The sequence below is a fragment of the Micromonospora sp. NPDC047670 genome (assembly GCF_043204915.1).
Classification (GTDB): domain Bacteria; phylum Actinomycetota; class Actinomycetes; order Mycobacteriales; family Micromonosporaceae; genus Micromonospora.
The window spans coordinates 19,925-44,629 of sequence record NZ_JBIDDA010000026.1 but is presented as its reverse complement, the minus strand read 5'-3'; the positions used below and the strand labels follow the sequence as shown (position 1 = coordinate 44,629).

The 24,705-nt window shown below is 76.2% G+C and carries 3 protein-coding genes; all 3 read left to right on the top strand.

The window, feature by feature from the left end; translation table 11 throughout:
* Positions 1-39 precede the first annotated feature (39 nt).
* The 3 genes from ACGF7U_RS31235 to ACGF7U_RS31225 all read left to right on the top strand — a co-directional run bounded on the left by ACGF7U_RS31235 (position 40) and on the right by ACGF7U_RS31225 (position 24,705).
* A complete protein-coding gene (locus ACGF7U_RS31235; RefSeq protein WP_393112874.1) occupies positions 40-660 on the top strand; it encodes a phosphopantetheine-binding protein in 621 nt (206 codons plus the stop codon).
* A gap of 263 nt (positions 661-923) precedes the next feature.
* Positions 924-1,784: a metallophosphoesterase family protein gene (locus ACGF7U_RS31230; protein ID WP_393112872.1), complete on the top strand. Its 861-nt coding sequence runs from the start codon at positions 924-926 to the stop codon at positions 1,782-1,784.
* Positions 1,785-2,106: 322 nt separating this feature from the next.
* Complete coding sequence (locus ACGF7U_RS31225) at positions 2,107-24,705, top strand: type I polyketide synthase (RefSeq protein WP_393112870.1); 22,599 nt, start codon at positions 2,107-2,109, stop codon at positions 24,703-24,705.

Sequence of the window (24,705 nt, the reverse complement as noted above, 5' to 3'; positions counted from 1 at the left end):
GCGCAGGTGGTGGTGGCGGATGTGCGGTGGGATCGGTTTGTGTCGTCGTTCACGGCGATGCGGCCGAGTCGTCTCTTCACCGAGATCCCCGAGGCCCGGCCGGAGCAGGACGACAGGACGCCGAAGGGCGACGACGGCGGCGCGGCGTCGGCGCTGCGGGAGCGGCTGGCCGCCGCCTCCGAACCGGAGCGCGACCGCATCCTGCTCGACCTCGTCCGCGGCACCGCCGCGGCGGTGCTCGGCCACGCCACGCCCCGCGCGATCAGACCCGGCCGCGGCTTCCTCGAACTGGGCTTCGACTCGCTCACCGCGGTCGAGCTGCGCAACCGGCTGACCGCCGAGACGGGGATCGCGCTGCCTGCCACGCTCGTCTTCGACCACCCCACGCCGACCGCGCTCGCCAACCACCTGCGGGCCGAGTTGACGCCCGACCAGCCGGAACTGCCGATCGTGGCGGAGATCGAGCGCCTCGACCAGCTCCTCGGCGGGCTGCCCGGCGGCCAGGTCGACGACGCGGTCATCGGCCGGCTGGAGGATCTGGTGGCCCGCTGGCGGGGGCGGTCCGCGCCCGCGCCCGCGCCGGCCGCCGGGGAGGAGCTGCAGTCGGCGAGCCGGGAGGAGCTGTTCGACATCATCCAGCGGGAGTTCGGCAAGTCCTGAGCAGGTGTCGCCCGAGGCGGGCGGAGCGCGGCCGGCGCCGCGACGGGCACGGGCGGCGGCACGCCGGGAGCGGTGACCTGCCGATGCCGGCATGGGCAGGTCACCGCCGCCTAGGGGTGCGCGGCGGCTGTCTAGGGGTGTGCCCGCGCGGGTCCGGCTCCGTAGGGTCGGAGCCCGTCAGGTCGTCCCGTGCTGCCCAGCGGCAGCCCGGACGGTGCGGATGTGTGGGTGCGCGCGGTACCCCGGATGGACGGGAGGTCCGGGTGGCCGGATCGGGCCTGCCTCAGTTGCTCGCCGTCAGCGACCTGCACGTGGTCTACGCGGAGAACCGGGCCATCGTCGAGCGGCTGCGGCCGGAGGGCGACGGCGACTGGCTGATCGTCGCCGGTGACGTCGGGGAGTTCGTCAGCGACATCGAGTGGGCCCTCGGGCTGCTCAGCCGACGCTTCGCCAAGGTGGTCTGGGCCCCCGGCAACCACGAGCTCTGGACCCCCCGGGAGGACCCGGTCCAGCTGCGCGGCGACGAGCGCTACCGGCACCTGGTGGAACTGTGCCGCGGTCTCGGGGTGGTCACCCCGGAGGACCCGTACCCGGTCTGGGACCCGCGGGGCGACGACCCCGTGCTGATCGCCCCGCTGTTCCTGCTCTACGACTACACCTTCCGGCCCCCCGGGACGTACACCAAGGAGCAGGCCCTGGCGCGCGCCCACGAGGTGGGTGTGGTCTGCACCGACGAGATCCTGCTGCACCCGGACCCGTACCCGACGCGGGACGCCTGGTGCCGGGCGCGGCTGGCCCTGACCGAGCGCCGGCTCGTCGCGGAACGGGGCGGCCTCCCGACCGTCCTGGTCAACCACTTCCCGCTCGTACGCGAACCCACCCGCATCCTGCGCTACCCGGAGTTCGCGCAGTGGTGCGGCACCGAGGCCACCGCGGACTGGCACGTCCGCTTCGACGCCCGCGTCGCCGTCTACGGTCACCTGCACATCCCGCGCACCACCTGGTACGACGGCGTCCGGTTCGAAGAGGTCTCGGTGGGTTACCCGCGGGAGTGGCGGCGCCGCTCGACGCCCCCGGGCCGGCTGCGCCGCATCCTGCCGGCGCCCGTCGGCCACCCCGCCTGACCGGCCGCCGGGTGCGGTCCGACGTCCACTTTCCGGCGCGCCGCGGCGGCCCTTCCGGACCCGGCGATCAGGGGTTCTCTAGGGGTTGGGGACGCCATTGGCGCTCAGTAGCGTCCACTCACGGTGGCGGGCATGTGCCGGCAGGGGCTCCGGCGTGACGGCGCCTGAGCAGGCACGGGAACGGAATTCGGCACAGGGGATCGGGTGCGTGCGCCGGACGGCCGCGTCCCCGTCCGTCTGGGCACGAAGCCGGGCCGTCGGCGGTGGTGTGGTCAGCGAATCGGCAGATTCCGATCGATAGCAAGCTCTGGGCGGGTGGGTCATGGCGGACGAAGACAAGCTCCTCGAACACCTGAAGTGGGTGACCTCCGAGCTCCGCCTGGCGCGCCGGCGGCTGAGCGAGCTGGAGAACGAGGACGCGGAGCCGATCGCGATCGTCGGCATGGCCTGCCGCTTCCCCGGCGAGGTCGCCTCGCCGGAGGACCTCTGGGACCTGGTCGCGGGCGGGATCGACGCCACCGGCACGTTCCCCGACGACCGGGGCTGGGACCTCGACGGGCTCTACGACCCGGACCCCGACCACCCCGGCACCACCTACAGCAACCGGGGCGGCTTCCTGCGCGACGCCGGCCTGTTCGACCCGACCCTGTTCGGGATCTCGCCGCGCGAGGCGCTGGCCATGGACCCGCAGCAGCGGCTGCTGCTGGAGGTCACCTGGGAGCTATTCGAGCGGGCCGGCATCGACGCCACGTCGGTGCGGGGCAGCCGCACCGGCGTGTTCGTCGGCACGGCGGGGCAGGACTACACGTCCGTGCTGCGGCAGCTGCCGGAGGGCGCGGAGGGCTACGTCCTGACCGGCACCGCGGCGAGCGTCATGTCGGGTCGGCTGGCGTACTCCTTCGGGCTGGAGGGGCCCGCCGTCACGATCGACACCGCCTGCTCGTCCTCGCTGGTCGCGCTGCACCTCGCCGGCCAGGCCCTGCGGGACGGGGAGTGCTCCCTCGCCGTGGCCGGCGGCGTCACCGTGCTGGCCACGCCCGGCGCCTTCGTCGAGTTCTCCCGGCAGCGCGGGCTCGCCTCCGACGGCCGGTGCAAGGCGTTCTCCGCCGACGCCGACGGGACCGGCTGGTCCGAGGGCGTCGCCATGCTGCTGGTCGAGAAGCTCTCCGACGCCCGGCGCAACGGTCACCCCGTCCTGGCGGTGATCCGGGGCAGCGCGGTCAACCAGGACGGCGCCAGCAGCGGCCTGACCGCCCCCAACGGCCCCGCCCAGCAGCGGGTCATCCGGCAGGCGCTGGAGAACGCCCGGCTCGCGCCGTCCGACGTGGACGTCGTGGAGGCGCACGGCACGGGCACCCGGCTCGGCGACCCGATCGAGGCGCAGGCGCTGCTGGCCACGTACGGCCAGGGGCGGCCCGCCGACCGGCCGCTGTGGCTGGGGTCGCTGAAGTCGAACATCGGCCACCCGCAGGCCGCGGCCGGCGCCGGCGGCGTCATCAAGATGGTGCTGGCGATGCGGCACGGCGTGCTGCCGCCCACCCTGCACGTGGACCGGCCGTCCCCGCACGTCGACTGGTCGACGGGGGCGGTGGCCCTGCTCGACGAGGCGCGCCCGTGGGCGGGCGGCGACCACGTCCGGCGGGCCGCCGTCTCGTCCTTCGGCATGAGCGGCACGAACGCCCACCTGATCCTGGAGCAGGCCCCGAGCCCGGAACCCGCCGCCGACGAGGCCGCCCCGTCCCGCCGGCCCGCCGTCGCGCCGGTGCTGCTCTCCGCCGCGCAGCCGGCCGCGTTGTCCGGCCAGGCGGACCGGTGGGCCCGCTGGCTGGGCGACGACGAGAGGCTGGACCCGGTCGACGTGGCCTGGTCGTCGGCGGTGTCCCGGTCGACGCTCGACCAGCGCGCCGTGGTGCTCGCGGAGGACCGCGCGGGCCTGCTGGCCGGCCTGGCCGCCCTGGCGGCGGGGGAGCCGTCGGGCGCGGTGGTCACCGGCCGGGCCGGGGACCGGGGCCCGCTGGCGGTGCTCTTCTCCGGTCAGGGCGCGCAGCGCGCCGGCATGGGCCGGGAGCTGTACGGCGCGTTCCCGGTCTTCGCCGCCGCGCTCGACGAGGCGTGCGGGCACCTGGACCGGGTGCTGCCGCGGCCGCTGCGGGAGGTGCTGTTCGCCGAGGCGGGCACCCCCGAGGCGGAACTGCTGGACCAGACCGTGTTCACCCAGGCCGGGCTGTTCGCCGTCGAGGTGGCCCTGTTCCGCCTGGTCGAGTCGTTCGGAGTGGTGCCGGACTTCGTGGGCGGGCACTCGGTCGGTGAGATCGCTGCCGCGCACGTGGCCGGGGTGCTGTCCCTGGAGGACGCCTGCCTGCTGGTCGCGGCGCGGGGTCGGCTGATGCAGGCGCTGCCGGCTGGCGGCGGGATGTTGGCCGTGGCGGCGGACGAGGCCGCGGTGGCCGAGTCGCTCGCCGGCCTGACCGACCGGCTGGGGATCGCGGCCGTGAACGGCCCGACCTCCGTTGTGGTGTCCGGCGCCGTCGAAGCCCTCGACGAGGTCGAGCGGGCCTGGCGGGAGCGCGGTGTGCGGACCCGCCGGCTGACGGTGAGCCACGCGTTCCACAGCCCGCTGATGGAGCCGATGCTGGAGCGGTTCCGCGGCCTCGTGGCGCGGCTGACCTTCGCCGCGCCCGTGCTGCCGCTGGTGTCGAACGTGACCGGGACGCTCGCCGACGCCGACGAAATCCGCAGCCCGGAGTACTGGGTGCGGCACGTCCGTGAGGCGGTGCGGTATGCCGACGGCATCACCGCGCTGCGGGCCGCCGGGGTGGACACGTTCCTGGAGGTCGGCCCGCAGAGCGTGCTGACCGCGATGGCGGCGGACATCCTGCCCGACGACGACGCCGTGCTGGCCGTAGCGGCCCAGCGCAGGGACCGCCCCGAGGCGCACGCGCTGCTGCACGCCCTGGCCGAGCTGCACGTCGACGGCGTGCCGGTGACCTGGCGGCAGTGGTTCGCCGACACCGGAGCGCGGCGGGTCGACCTGCCCACGTACGCGTTCCAGCGGGAGCGGTTCTGGCCCGAGGTGGTGCCGTGGCGGGCCGGCGACGTGTCGGGCGCCGGCCTGGGCGTGGCGGGACACCCGCTGCTCGGCGCGGCCGTGCGCCTGGCCGGTGACGACGAGGTGGTGTTGACCGGCCGGCTGTCGGTGTCGACGCACCCGTGGCTGGCCGATCACGTGGTCGGCGGTGCCGTGGTGGTGCCGGGGACCGCGCTGGTGGAGCTGGCGGTGCGCGCCGGTGACGAGGTGGGTGCGTCGCGGGTGGGCGAGCTGACGGTGGCCGCGCCGCTGGTGTTGCCCGAGTCCGGCGCGGTACGCGTGCAGGTGCGCGTCGGCGCGGCCGACGGGGCCGGCGTCCGGTCGGTGGCCGTCCACTCGCAGCCCGAGGAGGACGGCGACGCCGAGTGGGTGCGGCACGCCGACGGGACGCTGGAACCGATGTCGGCCGACGAGCCGGCCGTCGGGCCGTGGCCGCCCGCGGACGTGGCCGAGGTGGACCTGGCCGACTGGTATCCGAAGCTGGCGGAGCACGGCCTGTCGTACGGACCGGTGTTCCAGGGCGTGCGGCGCGTCTGGTCGGCCGACGGCGAGGTGTACGCCGAGGTGACGCTTCCCGACGAGGCGGCCGGGGACGCGACGGCGTTCGGGGTGCACCCGGCGCTGCTGGACGCCGCGCTGCACCCGGTGGCGCTGCTGCTCGCCGCCGAGCCGACGGGCGGGCCGCGGGTGCCGTTCGCGTTCGAGGGTGTGCAGGTGCACGCCTCGGGTGCCAGGACGCTGCGGGTGCGGCTGACCCGCAACGGGTCCGGGGTGCGGCTGGTCGCCTGCGACGGCTCCGGCGCGCCGGTCGTGTCGGTGGACTCCCTGGTGCTGCGGGAGATGACGGGGGTGGCAGCCCGGGGCGCCGCCGCCCGGTCGCTGTTCGACGTGGCGTGGCAGGCCGAGCGGATCGCCGGGGTCGACGACCTCGCCGGGTGGGCGGTGCTGGGCCGCTCCGCGCCGGCCGCGCTGGCGGAGCTGCCGGTCCACGCCGACGTCGCGGCGCTGGTGGCGAGCGGGGCCTCGGCCCGGCAGGTGCTGCTGGCGGTGCCGGTCGGCGACCCCGGCGTCGCCGTTCCGGACGCCGTGCGGGCGGTCACCAACGACGTCCTGGACGTGCTGCGGTCCTGGCTCGCCGCCGACGAGCTGGCGGACGCGAAGCTGGTGGTGGTGACCCGGGGCGCGGTGACCGCCGGCGACGACGACCGGGTCACCGACCTGGCCGGCGCGGCGGTCTGGGGCCTGCTGCGCTCCGCGCAGTCCGAGCACCCGGGGCGGATCGTCCTCGCCGACGTCGGCGGCGAGCTGGACCGGGAGACCCTCGCCGTGCTGGCCGGGGCCGCGGTCGACCCGTCGGTCTCCGGCGGCCAACTCGCCGTGCGGGGCGACCGGACCCTCGTGCCGAGGCTGGTGCGGCCGGCGGGCGACGAGCTGACGCCGCCGTCGTCCGGACCGTGGCACCTGGCCGCCGTCGCGCCCGGCACGCTGGACGGGATCGGCATGGTGCCCGCCACGGCCGTCGCGCTGGAGGCGGGTCAGGTGCGCATCGCCGTGCGCGCGGCGGGGGTGAACTTCCGTGACGTGCTGATCGGGCTGGGGATGTACCCGGATCCGTCGGCGGTGATGGGCAGCGAGGGCGCGGGCGTGGTGGTCGAGGTCGGCCCCGGCGTGACCGACCTGGCGCCCGGCGACCGGGTGATGGGCATGTTCGAGCTCGGGTTCGGCCCACAGGCGGTCGCCCACCGGCAGCGGGTCGCGAAGATGCCCGCCGGCTGGTCCTTCACCCAGGCGGCGTCGGTGCCCCTGGTCTTCCTGACCGCCTACTACGCGCTGCGCGACCTGGCCGGCCTGCGGGCCGGCGAGTCGGTGCTCGTCCACAACGGCGCGGGTGGGGTCGGCATGGCCGCCATCCAGCTCGCCCGGCACTGGGGCGCGACGGTGTTCGCCACGGCCAGCCCGGGCAAGTGGGGCGTGCTGCGCGGGCTGGGCGTGGCCGAGGAGCGGATCGCGTCGTCGCGGACGACGGAGTTCGAGCAGACCTTCGGCTCGGTCACCGGTGGCGCCGGCGTGGACGTGGTGCTGGACGCGTTGGCCGGTGAGTTCGTCGACGCGTCGCTGCGGCTGCTGCCGCGCGGCGGCCGGTTCGTGGAGATGGGCAAGGCCGACGTCCGCGACCCGGACGTGGTCGCCGCCCGGCACCCCGGGGTGACGTACCGCGCGTTCGACCTGAACGAGGCGGGCAGTGCCCGGATCGGGGAGATGCTCACCGAGGTGCTCGCGCTGTTCGAGCAGGGCGCGCTGCGGCCGCTGCCGGTGCGGGTGTGGGACGTGCGCCAGGCCCGACAGGCGCTGCGGTACGTCAGCCAGGCCCGGCACGTCGGCAAGGTGGTGCTGCGCATCCCCGCCCCGGTCGACCCCGAGGGCACCGTACTGGTCACCGGCGCCGCCGGGACGCTGGCCGGCGTGGTCGCCCGCCACCTCGTCGCCACCGGCCAGGCCAAGCACCTGCTGCTGGCCTCTCGCCGCCACCCCGACCAGGCCGGCGGCGACTACGCCACCCTGGTCCGCGACCTCACCGACGCCGGCGCCGACGTCACCGCCGTGGCGGTCGACGTCAGCGACCCCGCGCAGGTCACCGAGCTGATCGCCGGGATCGATCCGGCGCACCCGCTGACGGCGGTGGTGCACACCGCCGGGGTGATCGCGGACGCGACCGTCGCCTCGCTGGACGAGCAGGCGCTGCGTACGGTGCTGGCGCCGAAGGTGGACGCGGGTTGGGCGTTGCACGAGGCGACCCGGCACCTGGACCTGGCGGCGTTCGTGGTGTTCTCCTCGGTGGCGGCCACGCTGGGCTCGCCGGGGCAGGGCAACTACGCGGCGGCCAACGCGTTCCTCGACGCGCTGGCCCGGCACCGCCGGCAGGAGGGCCTGCCCGCCACGAGCATCGCCTGGGGCATGTGGGCCGCCGCCAGCGCGATGACCGCGCACCTCGACGGGGACGACCGGCAGCGGCTGCGGCGGGTCGGGATGAGCGCCCTCTCCCCGGCCGAAGGCACCGAACTCTTCGATGCGGCCCTCCCGTCGGCCTCGCCGGTCGTCGTCGCGGCCCGGCTCCAGGTCACCGGCGACACCAGCGCGGTGCCGCCGCTGCTGCGGCAGCTGCTGCGCGGCGCCGGCCGGCGGCGGACGGCCACCGACCAGCCGACCGCCGGGGCGTTCTGGCGGGACCGGCTGGGCGGCCTGCCCGAGGCGGACGCCCGGCAGGCGCTGGTCGACCTGGTCTGCGGACAGGCCGCGACCGTGCTGGGCCACGCCTCGACGCAGGCGGTCTCCGCCGCCCGGGCCTTCAGGGACCTCGGCTTCGACTCGCTGACCTCCGTCGAGCTGCGCAACCGGCTGGGCGCCGCCACCGGGCTGCGGCTCTCCGCCACGCTGGCCTTCGACCACCCCACCCCCGCGCGGCTGGCCGACCACCTGTTCCAGCAGCTCGGCCGGGCCACCGGCGCCGGCCCGACGACCCGTACCGCCGCCGCCGGCGACGCCGACGAGCCGATCGCCATCATCGGCATGGCCTGCCGCTACCCCGGCGGCGTCGCCACCCCCGAGCAGCTGTGGCAGCTCGTCACTTCCGGGGCCGACGCGATCGGCGGGTTCCCCACCGACCGCGGCTGGGACCTCGACCGGCTGTACGGCACGGACGGCGACCAGGCCGGCGGCACCGTCACCGACCAGGGCGGGTTCCTCTACGACGCGGCCGACTTCGACGCGGGCTTCTTCAACATCAGTCCCCGCGAGGCCCTCGCGATGGACCCGCAGCAGCGGCTGCTGCTGGAGACCGCCTGGGAGAGCTTCGAGTACGCCGGCATCGACCCCACCGGGGTGACCGGCACCGCCACCGGGGTCTTCGTCGGCGCCGCCTCCTCCGGCTACGCGAGCAGCGGACGCGACGACCTGGACGGCCTCGAGGGGCACCTGCTGACCGGTACGGCGGGCAGCGTCGCCTCCGGGCGGGTCGCCTACACCTTCGGCCTCGAAGGCCCGGCCGTCACCGTCGACACCGCCTGCTCCTCCTCCCTGGTGGCGCTGCACCTCGCGGCGCAGGCGCTGCGCGGCGGCGAGTGCGACCTGGCGCTCGCCGGCGGGGTGGCACTGATGGCGCAGCCCGGCATGTTCTCCGAGTTCTCCCGGCAGGGCGGGCTGGCCCCGGACGGGCGGTGCAAGGCGTTCGCCGCCGCGGCGGACGGCACCGGCTGGTCCGAGGGCGTGGGGATGCTGCTGGTGGAGCGCCTCTCCGACGCCCGGCGCAACGGGCACCGCGTGCTCGCCGTGGTCCGGGGCAGCGCCGTCAACCAGGACGGCGCGTCCAACGGACTGACCGCCCCGAACGGTCCGTCACAGCAGCGGGTGATCCGGCAGGCCCTGGCCAACGCCCGGCTCGCCGCGACCGACGTGGACGCCGTCGAGGCGCACGGCACCGGCACCACCCTCGGCGACCCGATCGAGGCGCAGGCGCTGCTGGCCACCTACGGCCGGGACCGCGACGGCGGGGAGCCGCTCTGGCTCGGGTCGGTCAAGTCGAACATCGGCCACGCCCAAGCGGCGGCCGGCGTCGCCGGCGTGATCAAGATGGTGCTGGCGATGCGGCACGGCGTGCTGCCGCCCACGCTGCACGTGGACGAGCCGTCGCCGCACGTCGACTGGTCGGCGGGTGCGGTCGCGCTGCTCACCGAGGCGCGGCCGTGGCCGGCCGTGGACCGGCCCCGCCGCGCGGCGGTGTCGTCGTTCGGCATCAGCGGCACCAACGCGCACACCATCATCGAACAGGCGCCCGACGAGCCCGCCCCGGTGCCGACGCCCCCGCCGGCGGAGGACCTGCCCGGCCTGGTCGGAGCCGCCGCCGTGCCGCTGCTGGTCTCCGGCCGCAGCCCCCGCGCCCTGCGGGAGCAGGCCGCCCGCCTCGGCGAGCGACTCGCCGACGACGCCGACCTGGACCTGCGCGACCTCGGGTACTCCCTGGCCACCCGGCGCGCCCACCATGCGTACCGCGCGGTCGCCGTGGCCGGCGACCGGAACGAGGCCGTCGCCCGGCTGGCCGCGCTCGCCGCGGGCGACGGCACGCCGAGCAGCGCGGACGCGACGCCGAAGGTCGTCTTCGTCTTCCCCGGCCAGGGCTCGCAGTGGGCGGGCATGGCGCTGGACCTGATGGAGACCTCGCCGGTCTTCCGGCGGCGGATGCGGGAGTGCGCGGACGAGCTGTCCCGGCACGTCGACTGGTCCCTGGAGGACGTGCTCCGGGAGGCGCCCGGCGCGCCGTCGCTGGACCGGGTGGACGTGGTCCAGCCCGTGCTCTTCTCCGTCATGGTGTCCCTCGCGCAGCTCTGGCGCGCGTGCGGCGTCGTACCGGCCGCCGTCGTCGGGCACTCGCAGGGGGAGATCGCCGCGGCCTGCGCCGCCGGCGCGCTGACCCTCGCGGACGCGGTGCGGCTCGTCGTGGCGCGCAGCCGCGGGCTGCTGGCGCTCGCCGGTCGGGGCGGCATGGCCTCCGTCCCGCTCCCCGCCGCCGACACCGAGCAGCTCATCTCGCCGTGGCAGGGGAAGCTCTCCGTCGCCGCCCTCAACGGCGCCGCCGTGACCGTGGTCGCCGGCGACTCGGCGTCGGTCGCCGAACTGCTCGCGCACTGCGCCGAGCGGGACGTCCGGGCCCGCCAGATCGCCGTCGACTACGCCGCGCACAGCGGCCACGTCGACGCCGTACGCGAGGACCTGGTGACCGCCCTCGGCACCGTCGAGCCCCGGTCCACCACGGTGGCCTTCCACTCGACGGTCACCGGGGAGCCCGTCGACACCGCCGAACTCGACGCGGACTACTGGTACCGCAACGTGCGGGAGCCCGTCCGGCTGGCGCCGGTCGTGGACCGGCTGATCGACCAGGGCTTCCGGGTCTTCGTCGAGGTCAGCCCGCATCCCGTGCTGAAGGTGGCCGTCCAGGAGGCGCTGGAGCGGGCCACCGGCGGCATCGAGGCGGGCGTGGTGGTGGGCTCGCTGCGTCGCGACGAGAGCGGTCCGCACCAGCTCCTGGCCAACCTCGGTGAGCTGCACGTCGCCGGGGTGCCCGTGGACTGGGCGACGGTCTTCGCCGGCTGCGGCGCCGGCCCGGTCGACCTGCCCACGTACGCCTTCCAGCGAGAGCGGTTCTGGCCGGCGGTCGACCGGTCGGCGGCCGGTGACGTGTCCGGCGCGGGCCTCGGCGCCGCCGGGCACGGGCTGCTCGGCGCGGCCGTGCGCCTGGCCGGCGACGACGAGGTGGTGTTGACCGGCCGGCTGTCGGTGTCGACGCACCCGTGGCTGGCGGACCACGTGGTCGGCGGTGCCGTGGTGGTGCCGGGGACCGCGCTGGTGGAGCTGGCGGTGCGCGCCGGTGACGAGGTGGGTGCGTCGCGGGTCGGCGAGCTGACGGTGGCCGCGCCGCTGGTGCTGCCGGAGTCCGGCGCGGTACGCGTGCAGGTGCGCGTCGGCGCGGCCGACGGCTCCGGCGCCCGGCCGGTGGCGGTGCACTCGCAGCCCGACGGCGATCCGGAGGCCGAGTGGGTGCGGCACGCCGACGGCGTGCTGGAGCACGCCGCCGACGAGCCGGCGGTGGGCCCCTGGCCGCCCGTCGGGGTGGCCGAGGTCGACCTCGCCGGCTGGTACCCGGCGCTGGCGGAGCGGGGCCTGGCCTACGGCCCGGCGTTCCGGGGCCTGCGCCGGCTGTGGAGCGGCGGCGACGAGGCGTACGCCGAGGTCGCCCTGCCGGACGACGCGGCCGTCGACGCCGCCGGCTTCGCCGTGCACCCGGCGCTGCTGGACGCCGCGCTGCACCCCGTCGGGCTGCTGCTGACCGAGCGGTCCGGCGGACCGCGGGTGCCCTTCGCGTTCGAGGGCGTGCAGGTGCACGCCTCCGGCGCCCGGACGCTGCGCGTGCGGCTGACCCGGACAGGCTCGCGGGTGCGGCTGGTGGCCGGCGACGAGTCGGGCGCGCCGGTGGTGTCCGTGGAGTCGCTCGCGCTGCGGGAGATGACCGACGCCGCCGGCACGGAGACCGCGGAGCGGTCGCTGTTCGAGGTGACCTGGCAGCCCGAGCAGGTCACCGGGGCCCGGGACGTCTCCGGCTGGGTCCTCCTCGGCGACGGGGACGCGCCGGCGGGCCTGTCCACGCCGGTGTTCCCCACCGTCGACGACCTGAGCGCCGCGGTCGCGGCCGGATCCGTCGAGGCGCCCCGCGCGCTCGTGCTCCCGGTCGCCCCGGACGCGCCGGACGCCGCACTGCCCGACCTGGTGTGCGCGGCCACCGCCCGGGTGCTGCACGTGGTGCGCTCCTGGCTGGCCATCGAGGCCCTGGCCGACACGACGCTGGTGGTGCTTACCCGCGGCGCCGTGGTCGCCGCGCCCGCCGACGCGGTGCGGGACCTGGCCGGCGCGGCGGTCTGGGGCCTGTTGCGCTCCGCGCAGTCCGAGCACCCGGGGCGGATCGTCCTCGCCGACGTCGACGGTGAGCTGACCCCGGCGACCCTGGCGGTGCTCGCCGGGGTGGCCGACGACCCGTCCGCCACGGGCGGCCAGGTGGCGGTGCGCGGCGACGAGGTGCGCACCCCGCGCCTGGGCCGGCCCACCGGCCCCGTCGCCGAGGAACTGGTGCCGCCCGCCGGGCTGTGGCGGGTCGGCGCGGTGAGCCCCGGCACGCTGGACGGGGTCGGCATGGTGCCCGCCGCGGCCGTCGCGCTGGACGCGGGCCAGGTGCGCATCGCCGTGCGCGCGGCGGGGGTGAACTTCCGTGACGTGCTGATCGGGCTGGGGATGTACCCGGATCCGTCGGCGGTGATGGGCAGCGAGGGCGCGGGCGTGGTGCTCGAGGTCGGCCCCGGCGTGACCGACCTGGCGCCCGGCGACCGCGTGCTGGGCATGTTCGAGCCCGCCTTCGCCCCCGAGGTGATCGCCACCCGCGAACTCGTCGCGAAGATCCCCGCCGGCTGGTCCTTCGCGCAGGCCGCCTCCGTGCCGGTCGTCTTCCTGACCGCCTACTACGCGCTGCGCGACCTGGCCGGCCTGCGGGCCGGCGAGTCGGTGCTCGTCCACAACGGCGCGGGTGGGGTCGGCATGGCCGCCATCCAGCTCGCCCGGCACTGGGGCGCGACGGTGTTCGCCACGGCCAGCCCTGGCAAGTGGGGCGTGCTGCGCGGGCTGGGGGTCACCGAGGAGCGGATCGCGTCGTCGCGGACGACGGAGTTCGAGCAGACCTTCGGCTCGGTCACCGGTGGCGCCGGCGTGGACGTGGTGCTGGACGCGCTGGCCGGTGAGTTCGTCGACGCGTCGCTGCGGCTGCTGCCGCGCGGCGGCCGGTTCGTGGAGATGGGCAAGGCCGACCTGCGCGACCCCGACGTGGTCGCCGCCCGGCACCCGGGCGTCACCTACCGCGCGTTCGACCTCAACGAGGCCGGACACCGGCGCATCGGCGAGATGCTCACCGAGGTGCTCGCGCTGTTCGAGCAGGGCGCGCTGCGGCCGCTGCCGGTGCGCGCCTGGGACGTGCGCCAGGCCCGACAGGCGCTGCGGCACATCAGCCAGGCCCGGCACATCGGCAAGGTCGTCCTGCGGGTACCCGCGCCGGCCGACCCGGACGGCACCGTGCTGATCACCGGCGCCGGCGGCGCCCTCGCCGGCGTGTTCGCCCGCCACCTCGTCGCCACCGGCCAGGCCAAGCACCTGCTGCTGGCCTCCCGCCGCGACCCCGAGCACTACCGGGACCTGGTCGAGGGACTGACCCGCGCGGGCGCCCGGGTCACCGCCGGCACCGCCGACGTGACCGACCCCGCGCAGGTGACGCGCCTGCTGGAACTGGTCGACCCGGCGCACCCGCTGACGGCGGTGGTGCACACCGCCGGGGTGATCGCGGACGCGACCGTCGCCTCGCTGGACGAGCAGGCGCTGCGTACGGTGCTGGCGCCGAAGGTGGACGCGGGTTGGGCGTTGCACGAGGCGACCCGGCACCTGGACCTGGCGGCGTTCGTGGTGTTCTCCTCGGTGGCGGCCACGCTGGGCTCGCCGGGGCAGGGCAACTACGCGGCGGCCAACGCGTTCCTCGACGCGCTGGCCCGGCACCGCCGGCAGGAGGGCCTGCCCGCCACCAGCCTCGCCTGGGGACTCTGGGCCGCCAGCAGTGCCATGACCGCCCACCTCGGCGGCAACGAGCACCGCAGGGCCATCCGCGCCACCAGCGCCCCCCTGACCGACCAGCAGGGCGTGGCGCTCTTCGAGCTGGCGCGGCAGCGCGACGCCGCCCACCTCGTACTCATGAACCTGCCGCCGGCGGCGTCACGACCGACCGGTCAGACCGTGCCCAGCCTGCTGCGGGACCTGATCCGCACCACCGGGCCGGCCCGGCGCGCGGTCGGCCGCGGCCCGGCCGACACCGCGTCGGTGCGGGACCGGCTGGCCACGCTCAGCCCCGCCGAGCGGCGCGGTCACCTGCTCGACCTGGTGGCCGCCAGCGTGGCCGCCGTGCTCGGACACCGCTCGGCCGAGAGCGTCGACGCCCACCGCCCCTTCAAGGAACTGGGCTTCGACTCGCTCACCTCGGTGGAACTGCGCAACCGGCTGTCCGCCGCGACCGGGCTGCGGCTGCCCGCGACCGTGGCGTTCGACTACCCGGCCCCCGTCGTGCTCGCCGAGTTCCTCGACCAGGAACTGGGCGGCGTGGCGGCCACCCGGCCGACGACGGCCGGCCCGGCCGCCGTGCCCGACGAGCCCATCGCCATCATCGGCATGGCCTGCCGGTTCCCCGGCGACGTGCAGACCCCCGAGCAGCTCTGGGAACTGGTCACCGCCGGCGCCGACGTCATCTCGCCCTTCCCGACCGACCGGGGCTGGGACCTGGACGACCTGCGCGCCAGCGGCGGGGACACCACGTCCGTACCCCGCCAGGGCGGCTTCCTCCACGACGCCGCCCAGTTCGACGCCGCCTTCTTCGGGATCTCGCCCCGGGAGGCCCTCGCGATGGACCCGCAGCAGCGGCTGCTGCTGGAGACGTCCTGGGAGGCCTTCGAACGGGCCGGAATCGACCCCCACTCGGCGCGCGGCAGCAGCACCGGCGTCTACGTCGGGCTCATCTACCACGACTACGCCTCCCAGGCCGCCGGGACCACCGACGAGCTGGACGGCCACGTCGGCAACGGCAGCGCGGGCAGCGTCGCCTCGGGCCGGATCTCCTACCTGTTCGGGCTGGAGGGCCCCGCGGTCACCGTCGACACCGCCTGCTCGTCGTCCCTGGTGGCGCTGCACCTCGCCGCCCAGGCGCTGCGGCAGGACGAGTGCCGGCTCGCCCTCGCCGGCGGGGTGAGCGTCATGTCCACCCCGGGCATGCTCACCGAGTTCTCCCGGCAGCGCGGGCTGTCGCCCGACGGGCGGTGCAAGGCGTTCGGCGCGGGCGCCGACGGCACCGGCTTCGCCGAGGGCGTCGGCATGCTCCTGCTGGAGCGACTCTCCGACGCGCAGCGCAACGGCCACCGCGTCCTCGCCGTCGTCCGCGGCAGCGCGGTGAACCAGGACGGCGCCAGCAGCGGCCTGACCGCGCCGAACGGGCCCGCCCAGCAGCGGGTGATCCGGCAGGCCCTGGCCAACGCCCGGCTCGCCACGACCGACGTGGACGCCGTCGAGGCGCACGGCACCGGCACCGCGCTGGGCGACCCGATCGAGGCGCAGGCGCTGCTCGCCACGTACGGGCAGGGCCGGCCGCAGGACCGGCCGCTGTGGTTGGGGTCGGTCAAGTCGAACATCGGCCACGCCCAGGCGGCGGCCGGCGTCGCCGGCGTGATCAAGATGGTGCTGGCGATGCGGCACGGCGTGCTGCCGCCCACCCTGCACGCCGAGAAGCCCTCGCCGCACGTCGACTGGTCGGCGGGCGCGGTCGCGCTGCTCACCGAGGCGCGGCCGTGGCCGGCCGTGGACCGGCCCCGCCGCGCGGCGGTGTCGTCGTTCGGCATCAGCGGCACCAACGCGCACACCATCATCGAACAGGCGCCCGACGAGCCCGCCCCGCCGGCCGGCCCGCCCGCCGCGCCGGCCCCCGACGGCCCCGTCGCCTGCGTCCTCTCGGCCCGCGACGACACCGCCCTGCGCGAGCAGGCGCGCGGGCTGCGCGCCCTGGTGCGCGACGAGCCCGACCTGACCGTCGCCGACATCGCCCGGGCGCTCGCCACCGGCCGGAGCGCCTTCGAACACCGCGCGGTGCTGCTGCCCCGCGACCGCGACGACCTGCTCGCCGCCCTCGACGCGCTGGCCGACGACCAGCCCTCGGCCGCCGTCGTCCACGGCGTGGCCCGGGGCGGGCGGACCGCCGTCCTCTTCTCCGGTCAGGGCGCGCAGCGCCCCGGCATGGGCCGCGAGCTGTACGACGCCTTCCCGGCCTTCGCCGCCGCGCTCGACGAGGTGTGCGGGCACCTGGACCCGCACCTGCCCCGCCCGCTGCGCGAGGTGCTGTTCGCCGAGGCGGGCACCCCGGCGGCGGAGCTGCTGGACCAGACGGTGTTCACCCAGGCCGGGCTGTTCGCCGTCGAGGTGGCCCTGTTCCGGCTGGTCGAGTCGTTCGGCGTACGGCCCGACCTGGTGGCCGGGCACTCCATCGGCGAGGTGGCCGCCGCGTACGTCGCCGGCCTGTTCAGCCTGGCCGACGCGTGCGCGCTGGTCGCGGCGCGCGGCCGGCTCATGCAGGCTCTGCCCGCCGGCGGCGGGATGCTCGCCGTCGGCGCCGACGAGCCGGCCGTCGTGGCGTCGCTGGCCGGGCTCACCGACCGAGTCGGCGTCGCGGCGGTCAACGCGCCGGCCGCCGTGGTGGTCTCCGGGGACGCCCGCGCGCTCGACGAGCTGGAGCGGGCCTGGCGGGAGCGGGGCGTCCGCACCCGCCGGCTCAACGTCAGCCACGCGTTCCACAGCCCGCTCATGGAGCCGATGCTGGCCGAGTTCCGGCAGGCGCTCGACGCACTGACGTTCCACTGGCCGGTCCTGCCGATCGTGTCGAACCTGACCGGGAAGGTCGCGGACCCCGACGAGATCGGCACCCCCGACTACTGGGTCCGGCACGTCCGCGGGACCGTCCGGTTCGCCGACGGCGTCGCCAGCCTCCGCGAGCGCAACGTCCGCACCTTCCTCGAACTGGGCCCCGACGCGGTGCTCGCCGGCATGGCGCGCGCCTGCCTGCCGGACGACGGGGCCACCTCGCCGGCGGCCGTCGTGGCGACGCTGCGCCCGGGCCGGCCCGAACCAGTGTCGCTGGTGACCGCGCTGGCCGAGCTGCACGCGCACGGCGTGCCGGTCACCTGGACCACCCTCCTGCCGGCCGGCGTGACGCGCCCGGTCGACCTGCCGACGTACCCGTTCCAGCGGCAGCGCTTCTGGCCGGCCGTCGGCAGGCTGCGGGCCGGTGACGTCACCGGCGCCGGCCTCGGCGTGGCCGGTCACGGGCTGCTCGGCGCGGCCGTGGACCTGGCCGGCGACGACGAGATGGTGCTGACCGGCCGGCTCTCCCTGGCCACGCACCCGTGGCTGGCGGATCACGTGGTCTCCGGCGTGACGCTGGTCCCCGGTACCGCGCTGGTGGAGCTGGCCGTGCGGGCCGGCGACGAGGTGGAACTGCCCCGGCTGCGCGACCTGACGGTGCTCGTGCCGCTGGTGCTCCCCGAGACCGGCGGCGTGCGGATCCAGGTCCGGGTGTCGGCGGCGGAGACGCCGCAGCGCCCCCTCGCCATCTACTCGCGCCCCGACGACGACCCCGAGGCGGGCTGGACGCGGCACGCGGAGGGCGTGCTGGAGCCGGCGACGGCCGACGAGCCGAGGACGGGCGCCTGGCCCCCGGCCGACGCGACCGAGGTGGACCTGGCCGGCTGGTATCCGGCGCTGGTCGAGCACGGCCTGGCGTACGGGCCGGCGTTCCAGGGCCTGCGCCGCGTGTGGACCGCCGCCGCCGACGTGTACGCCGAGGTGGTCCTGCCCGACGACGCGGCGGCGGAGGCGGCCCGGTTCGGCGTGCACCCGGCGCTGCTGGACGCGGCCCTGCACCCGATCGGGCTGCTGCCCGGGTCGGACGAGTCGAGCGGCCCGCGGGTGCCGTTCGCGTTCGAGGGCGTGCAGGTGCACGCCTCGGGCGCGGGAGTGCTGCGGGTGCGGTTGGCCCGCAACGGTTCCGGCGTGCGGCTGACGGCGTGCGACGAGGCGGGCGCGCCGGTGGTGTCGGTCGAGTCCCTCGTGCTGCGGGAGCTGACCGGGGTGACCGCCGCGAGCGCGGCGTCCCGCTCGCTGTTCGAGGTGGTCTGGCAGGCCGACGAGGTCGACCCGGTCGACGACGCGTCGGGCTGGGCGGTGCTGGGCGGACCGGCCCTGCCGGGCGTCCCCGGCGGTCCCTCCGCCGAGACGATCAGGCAGCTTCGCGCCGCGATCGACGCCGGCATCGCGCCGCCGCGCCTGCTGCTGTTCACGCCGGCCGGATCGGACGCCGACGGGGCCGACCCGGCGCGGACCGTCCACACGGTGACCGCCGACGTGCTGGACCTCGTGCAGGCCTGGCTGGCGGCCGACGTCCTGGCGGACTCGAAGCTGGTGGTGGTCACCCGGGGCGCCGTGTCCGTCGGGAACGACGACCGGGTCACCGACCTGGCCGGTGCGGCGGTGTGGGGTCTGCTGCGGTCGGCGCAGTCGGAGCACCCGGGGCGCATCATCCTGGCCGACGTCGACGCCGGCGTGGACCCCGGCGTGCTGGGCATCCTGGCCCGGTTCGCGGCCGACCCGGCCGGCGGCCAGCTGGCCGTCCGCTCCGGCGAGGTGCTCGTGCCGCGTCTGGTGCGGTCCGTCGCGCCCGCGTCGGTGGACGGTGCCGTGGTGGGCGAGGGCACGGTGCTCGTCACCGGTGGTACCGGTGCGTTGGGTGCGTTGGTGGCGGAGCATCTGGTGTCGTCGTACGGGGTGCGGTCGTTGGTGTTGGTGTCGCGGCGGGGGCCGGAGGCTGCGGGTGCCGAGGGGTTGGCGCGGCGGTTGACCGGGTTGGGTGCCGCGGTGCGGGTGGTGGCGTGTGACGTGGCGGACCGGGATCAGGTGTTCGGTCTGGTCGGTGAGGTGACTGCGGCGGGTCGGTTGGCGGGTGTGGTGCACACGGCCGGCGTGTTGGACGACGGTGTGGTCGAGGGGTTGACCGCTGAGCGGCTTGCCGGGGTGTTGGCGCCGAAGGTGTCGGCGGGCTGGTTCCTGCACGAGGCGACGGCGAGCCTGGATCTGGATCTGTTCGTGGTGTTCTCGTCGGTGGCGGGGGTGTTGGGTTCGCCGGGCCAGTCGGCGTATGCGGCGGGTAACGCGTTCCTGGACGGGTTGGCGGTGTGGCGGCGGCAGCTCGGGTTGCCGGCGGTCAGCCTGGCGTGGGGCATGTGGGACACCGCCGGCATGGCGGCGTCGATCGGCGGCACCGACCGCGCCCGGACGGCGCGCGCCGGCCTCCGCCCGATGAACGCCCGGACCGGCCTCGAACTGTTCGACACCGCGGTTGCGGCGGAGCGGTCGGTGCTGGTGCCGGCCGTGATCGACGTACCGGCGCTGCGGGCGGCGGCCGCCGGCGCGGTGGTGCCACCGATGCTGCGCAACCTGGTCGACGTGGCGCAGACCCGCCGCCGCGCCGGGCAGGGTGGCGGCGGCTGGGCCGACCGGCTCGCCGGCCTCAGCGACGAGGACGGTCTCGCGCAGGTGGACCAGCTGGTGCGGGGTCTGGTCGCGCAGGTGCTCGGGCACGGCGGCGCGGAGGCGGTGCCCGCCGACCGCGCGTTCCGGGACCTGGGCTTCGACTCGCTGACCGCCGTCGAGCTGCGCAACCGGGTCAACGGCGCGACCGGCCTGCGACTCACCTCGACCCTGGTGTTCGACTACCCGTCCCCCCAGGCCCTGGCGGCCCACGTGCACGCGGAACTGGTCGGTGCCCGCCGCGGCACCGCCGCCGCCGAGCCGACGGCCGGCGAGGCCGACGAGCCGATCGCCATCGTCGGCATGGCCTGCCGCTATCCGGGCGGAGTGGAGTCTCCCGACGAGCTGTGGACGCTGGTCAGCACCGGCGGCGAGGGGATCGGCGAGTTCCCGGCCGACCGGGGCTGGGACCTGGAGTCGCTGTTCGACCCGGACCCGGAGCACGCCGGCACCTCGTACACGCGGCACGGTGGCTTCCTCTACGGGGCCGCCGAGTTCGACCCCGGCTTCTTCGGCATCTCGCCCCGCGAGGCCCTCGCGATGGACCCGCAGCACCGGTTGCTGCTGGAAGCCTCGTGGGAGACCTTCGAGTCGGCGGGCCTGGACCCGACGGGCCTGCGGGGCAGCAGGACCGGCGTGTTCGCGGGCGTGATCTACCACGACTACGCGACGCGGCTCATGGAGACCCCGGACGTCGAGGGCTACGTGGGCACGGGCAACTCGGGCAGCGTGCTCTCCGGCCGGGTGGCGTACACGTTCGGCCTGGAAGGCCCGGCGGTCACCGTGGACACCGCCTGCTCGTCGAGCCTGGTGGCGCTGCACCTGGCCGTGCAGGCGCTGCGGTCGGGGGAGTGTGACCTGGCGCTGGCCGGTGGGGTGACGGTGATGGCGACGCCAAGCACGTTCGTCGAGTTCTCCCGGCAGCGGGGTCTGTCCCCGGACGGCCGGTGCAGGTCGTTCGCGGCGTCCGCGGACGGCACGAGCTGGTCCGAGGGCGTCGGCGTGCTGCTGGTGCAGCGGCTCTCCGACGCGCAGCGGGAGGGCCGGCGCATCCTGGCGGTGGTCCGCGGCAGCGCCGTCAATCAGGACGGGGCGTCGAACGGCCTGACGGCGCCGAACGGTCCGTCGCAGCAGCGGGTGATCCGCCAGGCGCTGTCCAACGCGCGCCTGACCCCCGCTGACGTGGACGCCGTCGAGGCGCACGGCACGGGCACCACGTTGGGTGACCCGATCGAGGCGCAGGCGTTGTTCGCGACCTACGGGCAGGGGCGGGACGAGCCGCTCCTGCTGGGGTCGATCAAGTCGAACATCGGTCACGCCCAGGCCGCCGCGGGTGTCGCCGGTGTGATCAAGATGGTGCTGGCGATGCGGCACGGTATGGTGCCGCCGACGTTGCACGTGGACGAGCCGTCGCCGCACATCGACTGGACGGCGGGTGCGGTGGTGTTGGCGACGGAGCCGACGCCGTGGCCGCAGGTGGACCGGCCGCGTCGGGCGGCGGTGTCGTCGTTCGGTATTTCCGGCACGAACGCGCACGTGATCATCGAGCAGCCGCCGGCGGACGTCGTCGAGGGCGAGATCGTTGGTCGGGGCGTGCCGCCGGTGGTGCCGGTGCTGCTGTCCGCGCGGTCGGAGGCGGCGCTGGCCGCGCAGGCGGGCCGGTGGGCGCGGTGGCTGTCGACGGACGAGCACCTGCGTCCGTTGGATGTGGCCTGGTCCTCGGTGACCACTCGGCCGGCGCTGGAGCAGCGCGCGGTCGTGTCCGGCGCGAGCCGGGACGAGGTGTTGGCGGGTCTCGCGGCGCTGGCGTCCGGCGCACCGGCGGGCGGTGTGGTCGCGGGCCAGGCCGGCGGCCGGGGCTCGCTGGCGCTGCTGTTCTCGGGTCAGGGCGCGCAGCGTGCGGGCATGGGCCGGGAGCTGTATGGGGCGTTCCCGGTGTTCGCGGCCGCGTTGGACGAGGTGTGTGGGCACCTGGATCCGTTGCTGTCGCGTCCGTTGCGGGAGGTGCTGTTCGCTGCCGAGGCGGGCACCCCGGAGGCGGGTCTGCTGGACCAGACCGTGTTCACGCAGGCGGGGCTGTTCGCGGTCGAGGTGGCGCTGTTCCGGCTGGTGGAGTCGTTCGGGATCGTGCCGGACATGGTCGCGGGGCACTCGATCGGTGAGGTGACCGCCGCCTTCGTCGCGGGTGTGCTGTCGCTGGCGGATGCGTGCGCGTTGGTGGCGGCGCGGGGTCGGTTGATGCAGGCGTTGCCGGCCGGTGGCGGGATGCTCGCGGTGGCGGCGGGCGAGGTCGCGGTGGTCGAGTCGATCGCCGGTCTGTCCGACCGGGTCGGGATCGCGGCGGTCAATGGGCCGACGTCGGTCGTCGTCTCCGGTGCGCTTGACGCCCTCGACGAGGTGGAGCGGATGTGGCGGGAGCGCGGTGCGCGGACCCGCCGGCTGACGGTGAGTCACGCGTTCCACAGTCCGTTGATGGAGCCGATGCTGGCGGAGTTCCGTACGGTCCTGGAGGGGTTGACCTTCGCCGCGCCGGTGTTGCCGATCGTGTCCAACGTGACCGGGACGCTCGCCGACCCGGAGGAGGTCCGCAGCTCGGAGTATTGGGTGCGGCACGTCCGTGAGGCGGTGCGGTACGCCGACGGCATCACCGCGCTGCGGGCGGCCGGGGTGGACACGTTCCTGGAGGTCGGCCCGCAGAGTGTGTTGACCGCGATGGCGGCGGACATCCTGCCCGACGACGACGCCGTGCTGGCCGTAGCGGCCCAGCGCAGGGACCGGCCGGAGGCGCATGCGCTGCTGCACGCCCTGGCCGAGCTGCATGTGCATGGCGTGCCGGTGGCCTGGCGGGAGTGGTTCGCCGACACCGGGGCGCGCCGGGTCGACCTGCCCACGTACGCCTTCCACCGCGAGCGCTACTGGCCCGAGCCGGCGAGCCGACCGCGGCAGACGGCGACCCACAGCGGCGACGCCGACTTCTGGGACGCGGTGGAACGGGCCGACCTGACCGCCCTCGCCGCCCAGTTCGGCGACGACGGCGCGGCCCTGGACGCCCTCACCCCGGCCCTGCCGGTCCTGTCGACCTGGCACCGGGCGCGGGCGCGTCGGGCGGTCGTGGACGGGTGGTCGTACCGGGTCGGGTGGCAGCGGACCGACCTCGCCGCCGCTCCCGCGAAGCCCGGTGTGTGGCTGCTCGTGACCGCGGTGGACGACCTGACGGACGGCACGCTGGCGGAGGCCGCCACCAAGGCCCTCGCCGCGGTCGGCGCCGACGTGGTCCGGCTGACCGTCGACCCCGTCGGCACCGACCGGGCGGACCTCACCCGCCGGCTGGCCGACGCGCTGGCCGACGGACCCGTCGCCGGCGTGCTCTCCCTGCTCGGACTCCGCAGCCAGCCGCACCCGGCCCACCCGGCCGTGCCGGTCGGGACGGCCGCCACGCTGCTGCTCGTCCAGGCGTTGCACGACGCCGGGGCGACGGCCCGGCTGTGGTGCCTGACCCGGGGCGCGGTCGGCGCCGGGGACGGCGACCCGGTGCGCGACGTCGCCCAGAGCGGCCTCTGGGGGCTGGGACGCGTGGCGAGCCTGGAGCACCCCCAGCTCTGGGGTGGCCTGGTGGACCTGCCCGACCAGGTCGACGCGACGGGCTGGGACCGGCTGGCGCGGGTGGTGACCGGCGCCGGTGACGAGGACCAGGTGGCCGTACGCCCCTCCGGGGTGTTCGTCCGTCGACTGGCCCGGTCGACACCCGCCGCGCCCGACGCGGCGGAACGCTGGCAGCCGTCCGGCACGGTGCTGATCACCGGTGGCACCGGCGCGCTCGGCGCCCACGTGGCCCGCTGGGTGGCGGCCGGCGGTGCCGCGCGCGTGGTCCTGACCAGCCGCCGCGGCGAGCGGGCCGCGGGCGCGGCGGAGCTGCGGGAGGAGTTGACCGCGCTGGGCGTCCGGGTGTCGGTCGTCGCCTGCGACGTGGCCGACCGCGACCAGGTGGCGGCCCTGCTGGCGAGCCTGGACGAGGATCCCGCGCCGCTGACGGCCGTGGTGCACGCGGCGGGCGCCGGCGACGTCGGCATGATCGCCGAAACGGACCTGGCCGCCTTCGCCGGCGTGCTCGCCGGCAAGGTCGCCGGCGCGGTGCACCTGGACGAACTGCTCGGCGACCGGCCGCTGGACGCGTTCGTGCTGTTCTCCTCCATCGCCGGGGTGTGGGGCAGCGGCGGGCAGGCGGCGTACGCGGCGGGCAACGCCTTCCTCGACGCGCTCGCGGAGCACCGGCGCGGGCGGGGCCTGGCGGCGACGTCCGTGGCCTGGGGACCGTGGGCCGACGGCGGCATGGCCACCGGCGAGGCCCGGCAGCTGCTGGCCCGGCGCGGCCTGACGGCGATGGCGCCGGCCGATGCCGTGTACGCGATGCGGCACGCCGTCGGGCAGTCCCGGGCGGCGCTGACCGTGGCGGACGTCGACTGGGCGGTCTTCGCCCCGGCGTACGCCTCGGCCCGCCCCCGACCGCTGCTCGACGACATCGCCGAGGCGCGGGAGGCGCTCCACGCCCACGGCGGTGAGCAGCCGGGCGGCGCCGCCGACGGGCTCCGGGAGCACCTGCTCACCCTGCCTCGCCCCGAGCAACTCCGGCACCTGGTCGACCTGGTGCGTACCCACGCCGCCGCCGTGCTCGGCCACCAAGGCACGGACCGGGTCAAGCCGCAACGCGCGTTCAAGGACCTCGGGTTCGACTCGCTGACGGCGGTCGAGCTGCGCAACCGGCTGACCGCGGCGACCGGCCTGTCGCTGCCCGCCACCCTCGTCTTCGACTACCCCCACCCGGCCGTCCTCGCCGAGCACCTGCTCGACGGGCTGGTGCCCGAGGCGCGGTGGACGGACGACGGCGACCCGGCGGAGGCGGCCGTGCGGCAGGCGCTCGCGACCATCCCGCTGGCCCGCATCCGCGAGGCCGGCCTGCTGGACCTGCTGCTCACCCTCACCGACGCCGACAGCGGCGGCGACGAGTCCACCGACGAGGCCCTCGACCTCGACGAGATGGACGCCGACACCCTCGTCAGGCTGGCGCTTGACGGAACCGATTCCTGA

Bases quoted from the DNA above. Each gene is read 5' to 3' on its own strand.
- ACGF7U_RS31225 (WP_393112870.1), top strand. From the start codon at position 2,107: ATGGCGGACGAAGACAAGCTCCTCGAACACCTGAAGTGGGTGACCTCC.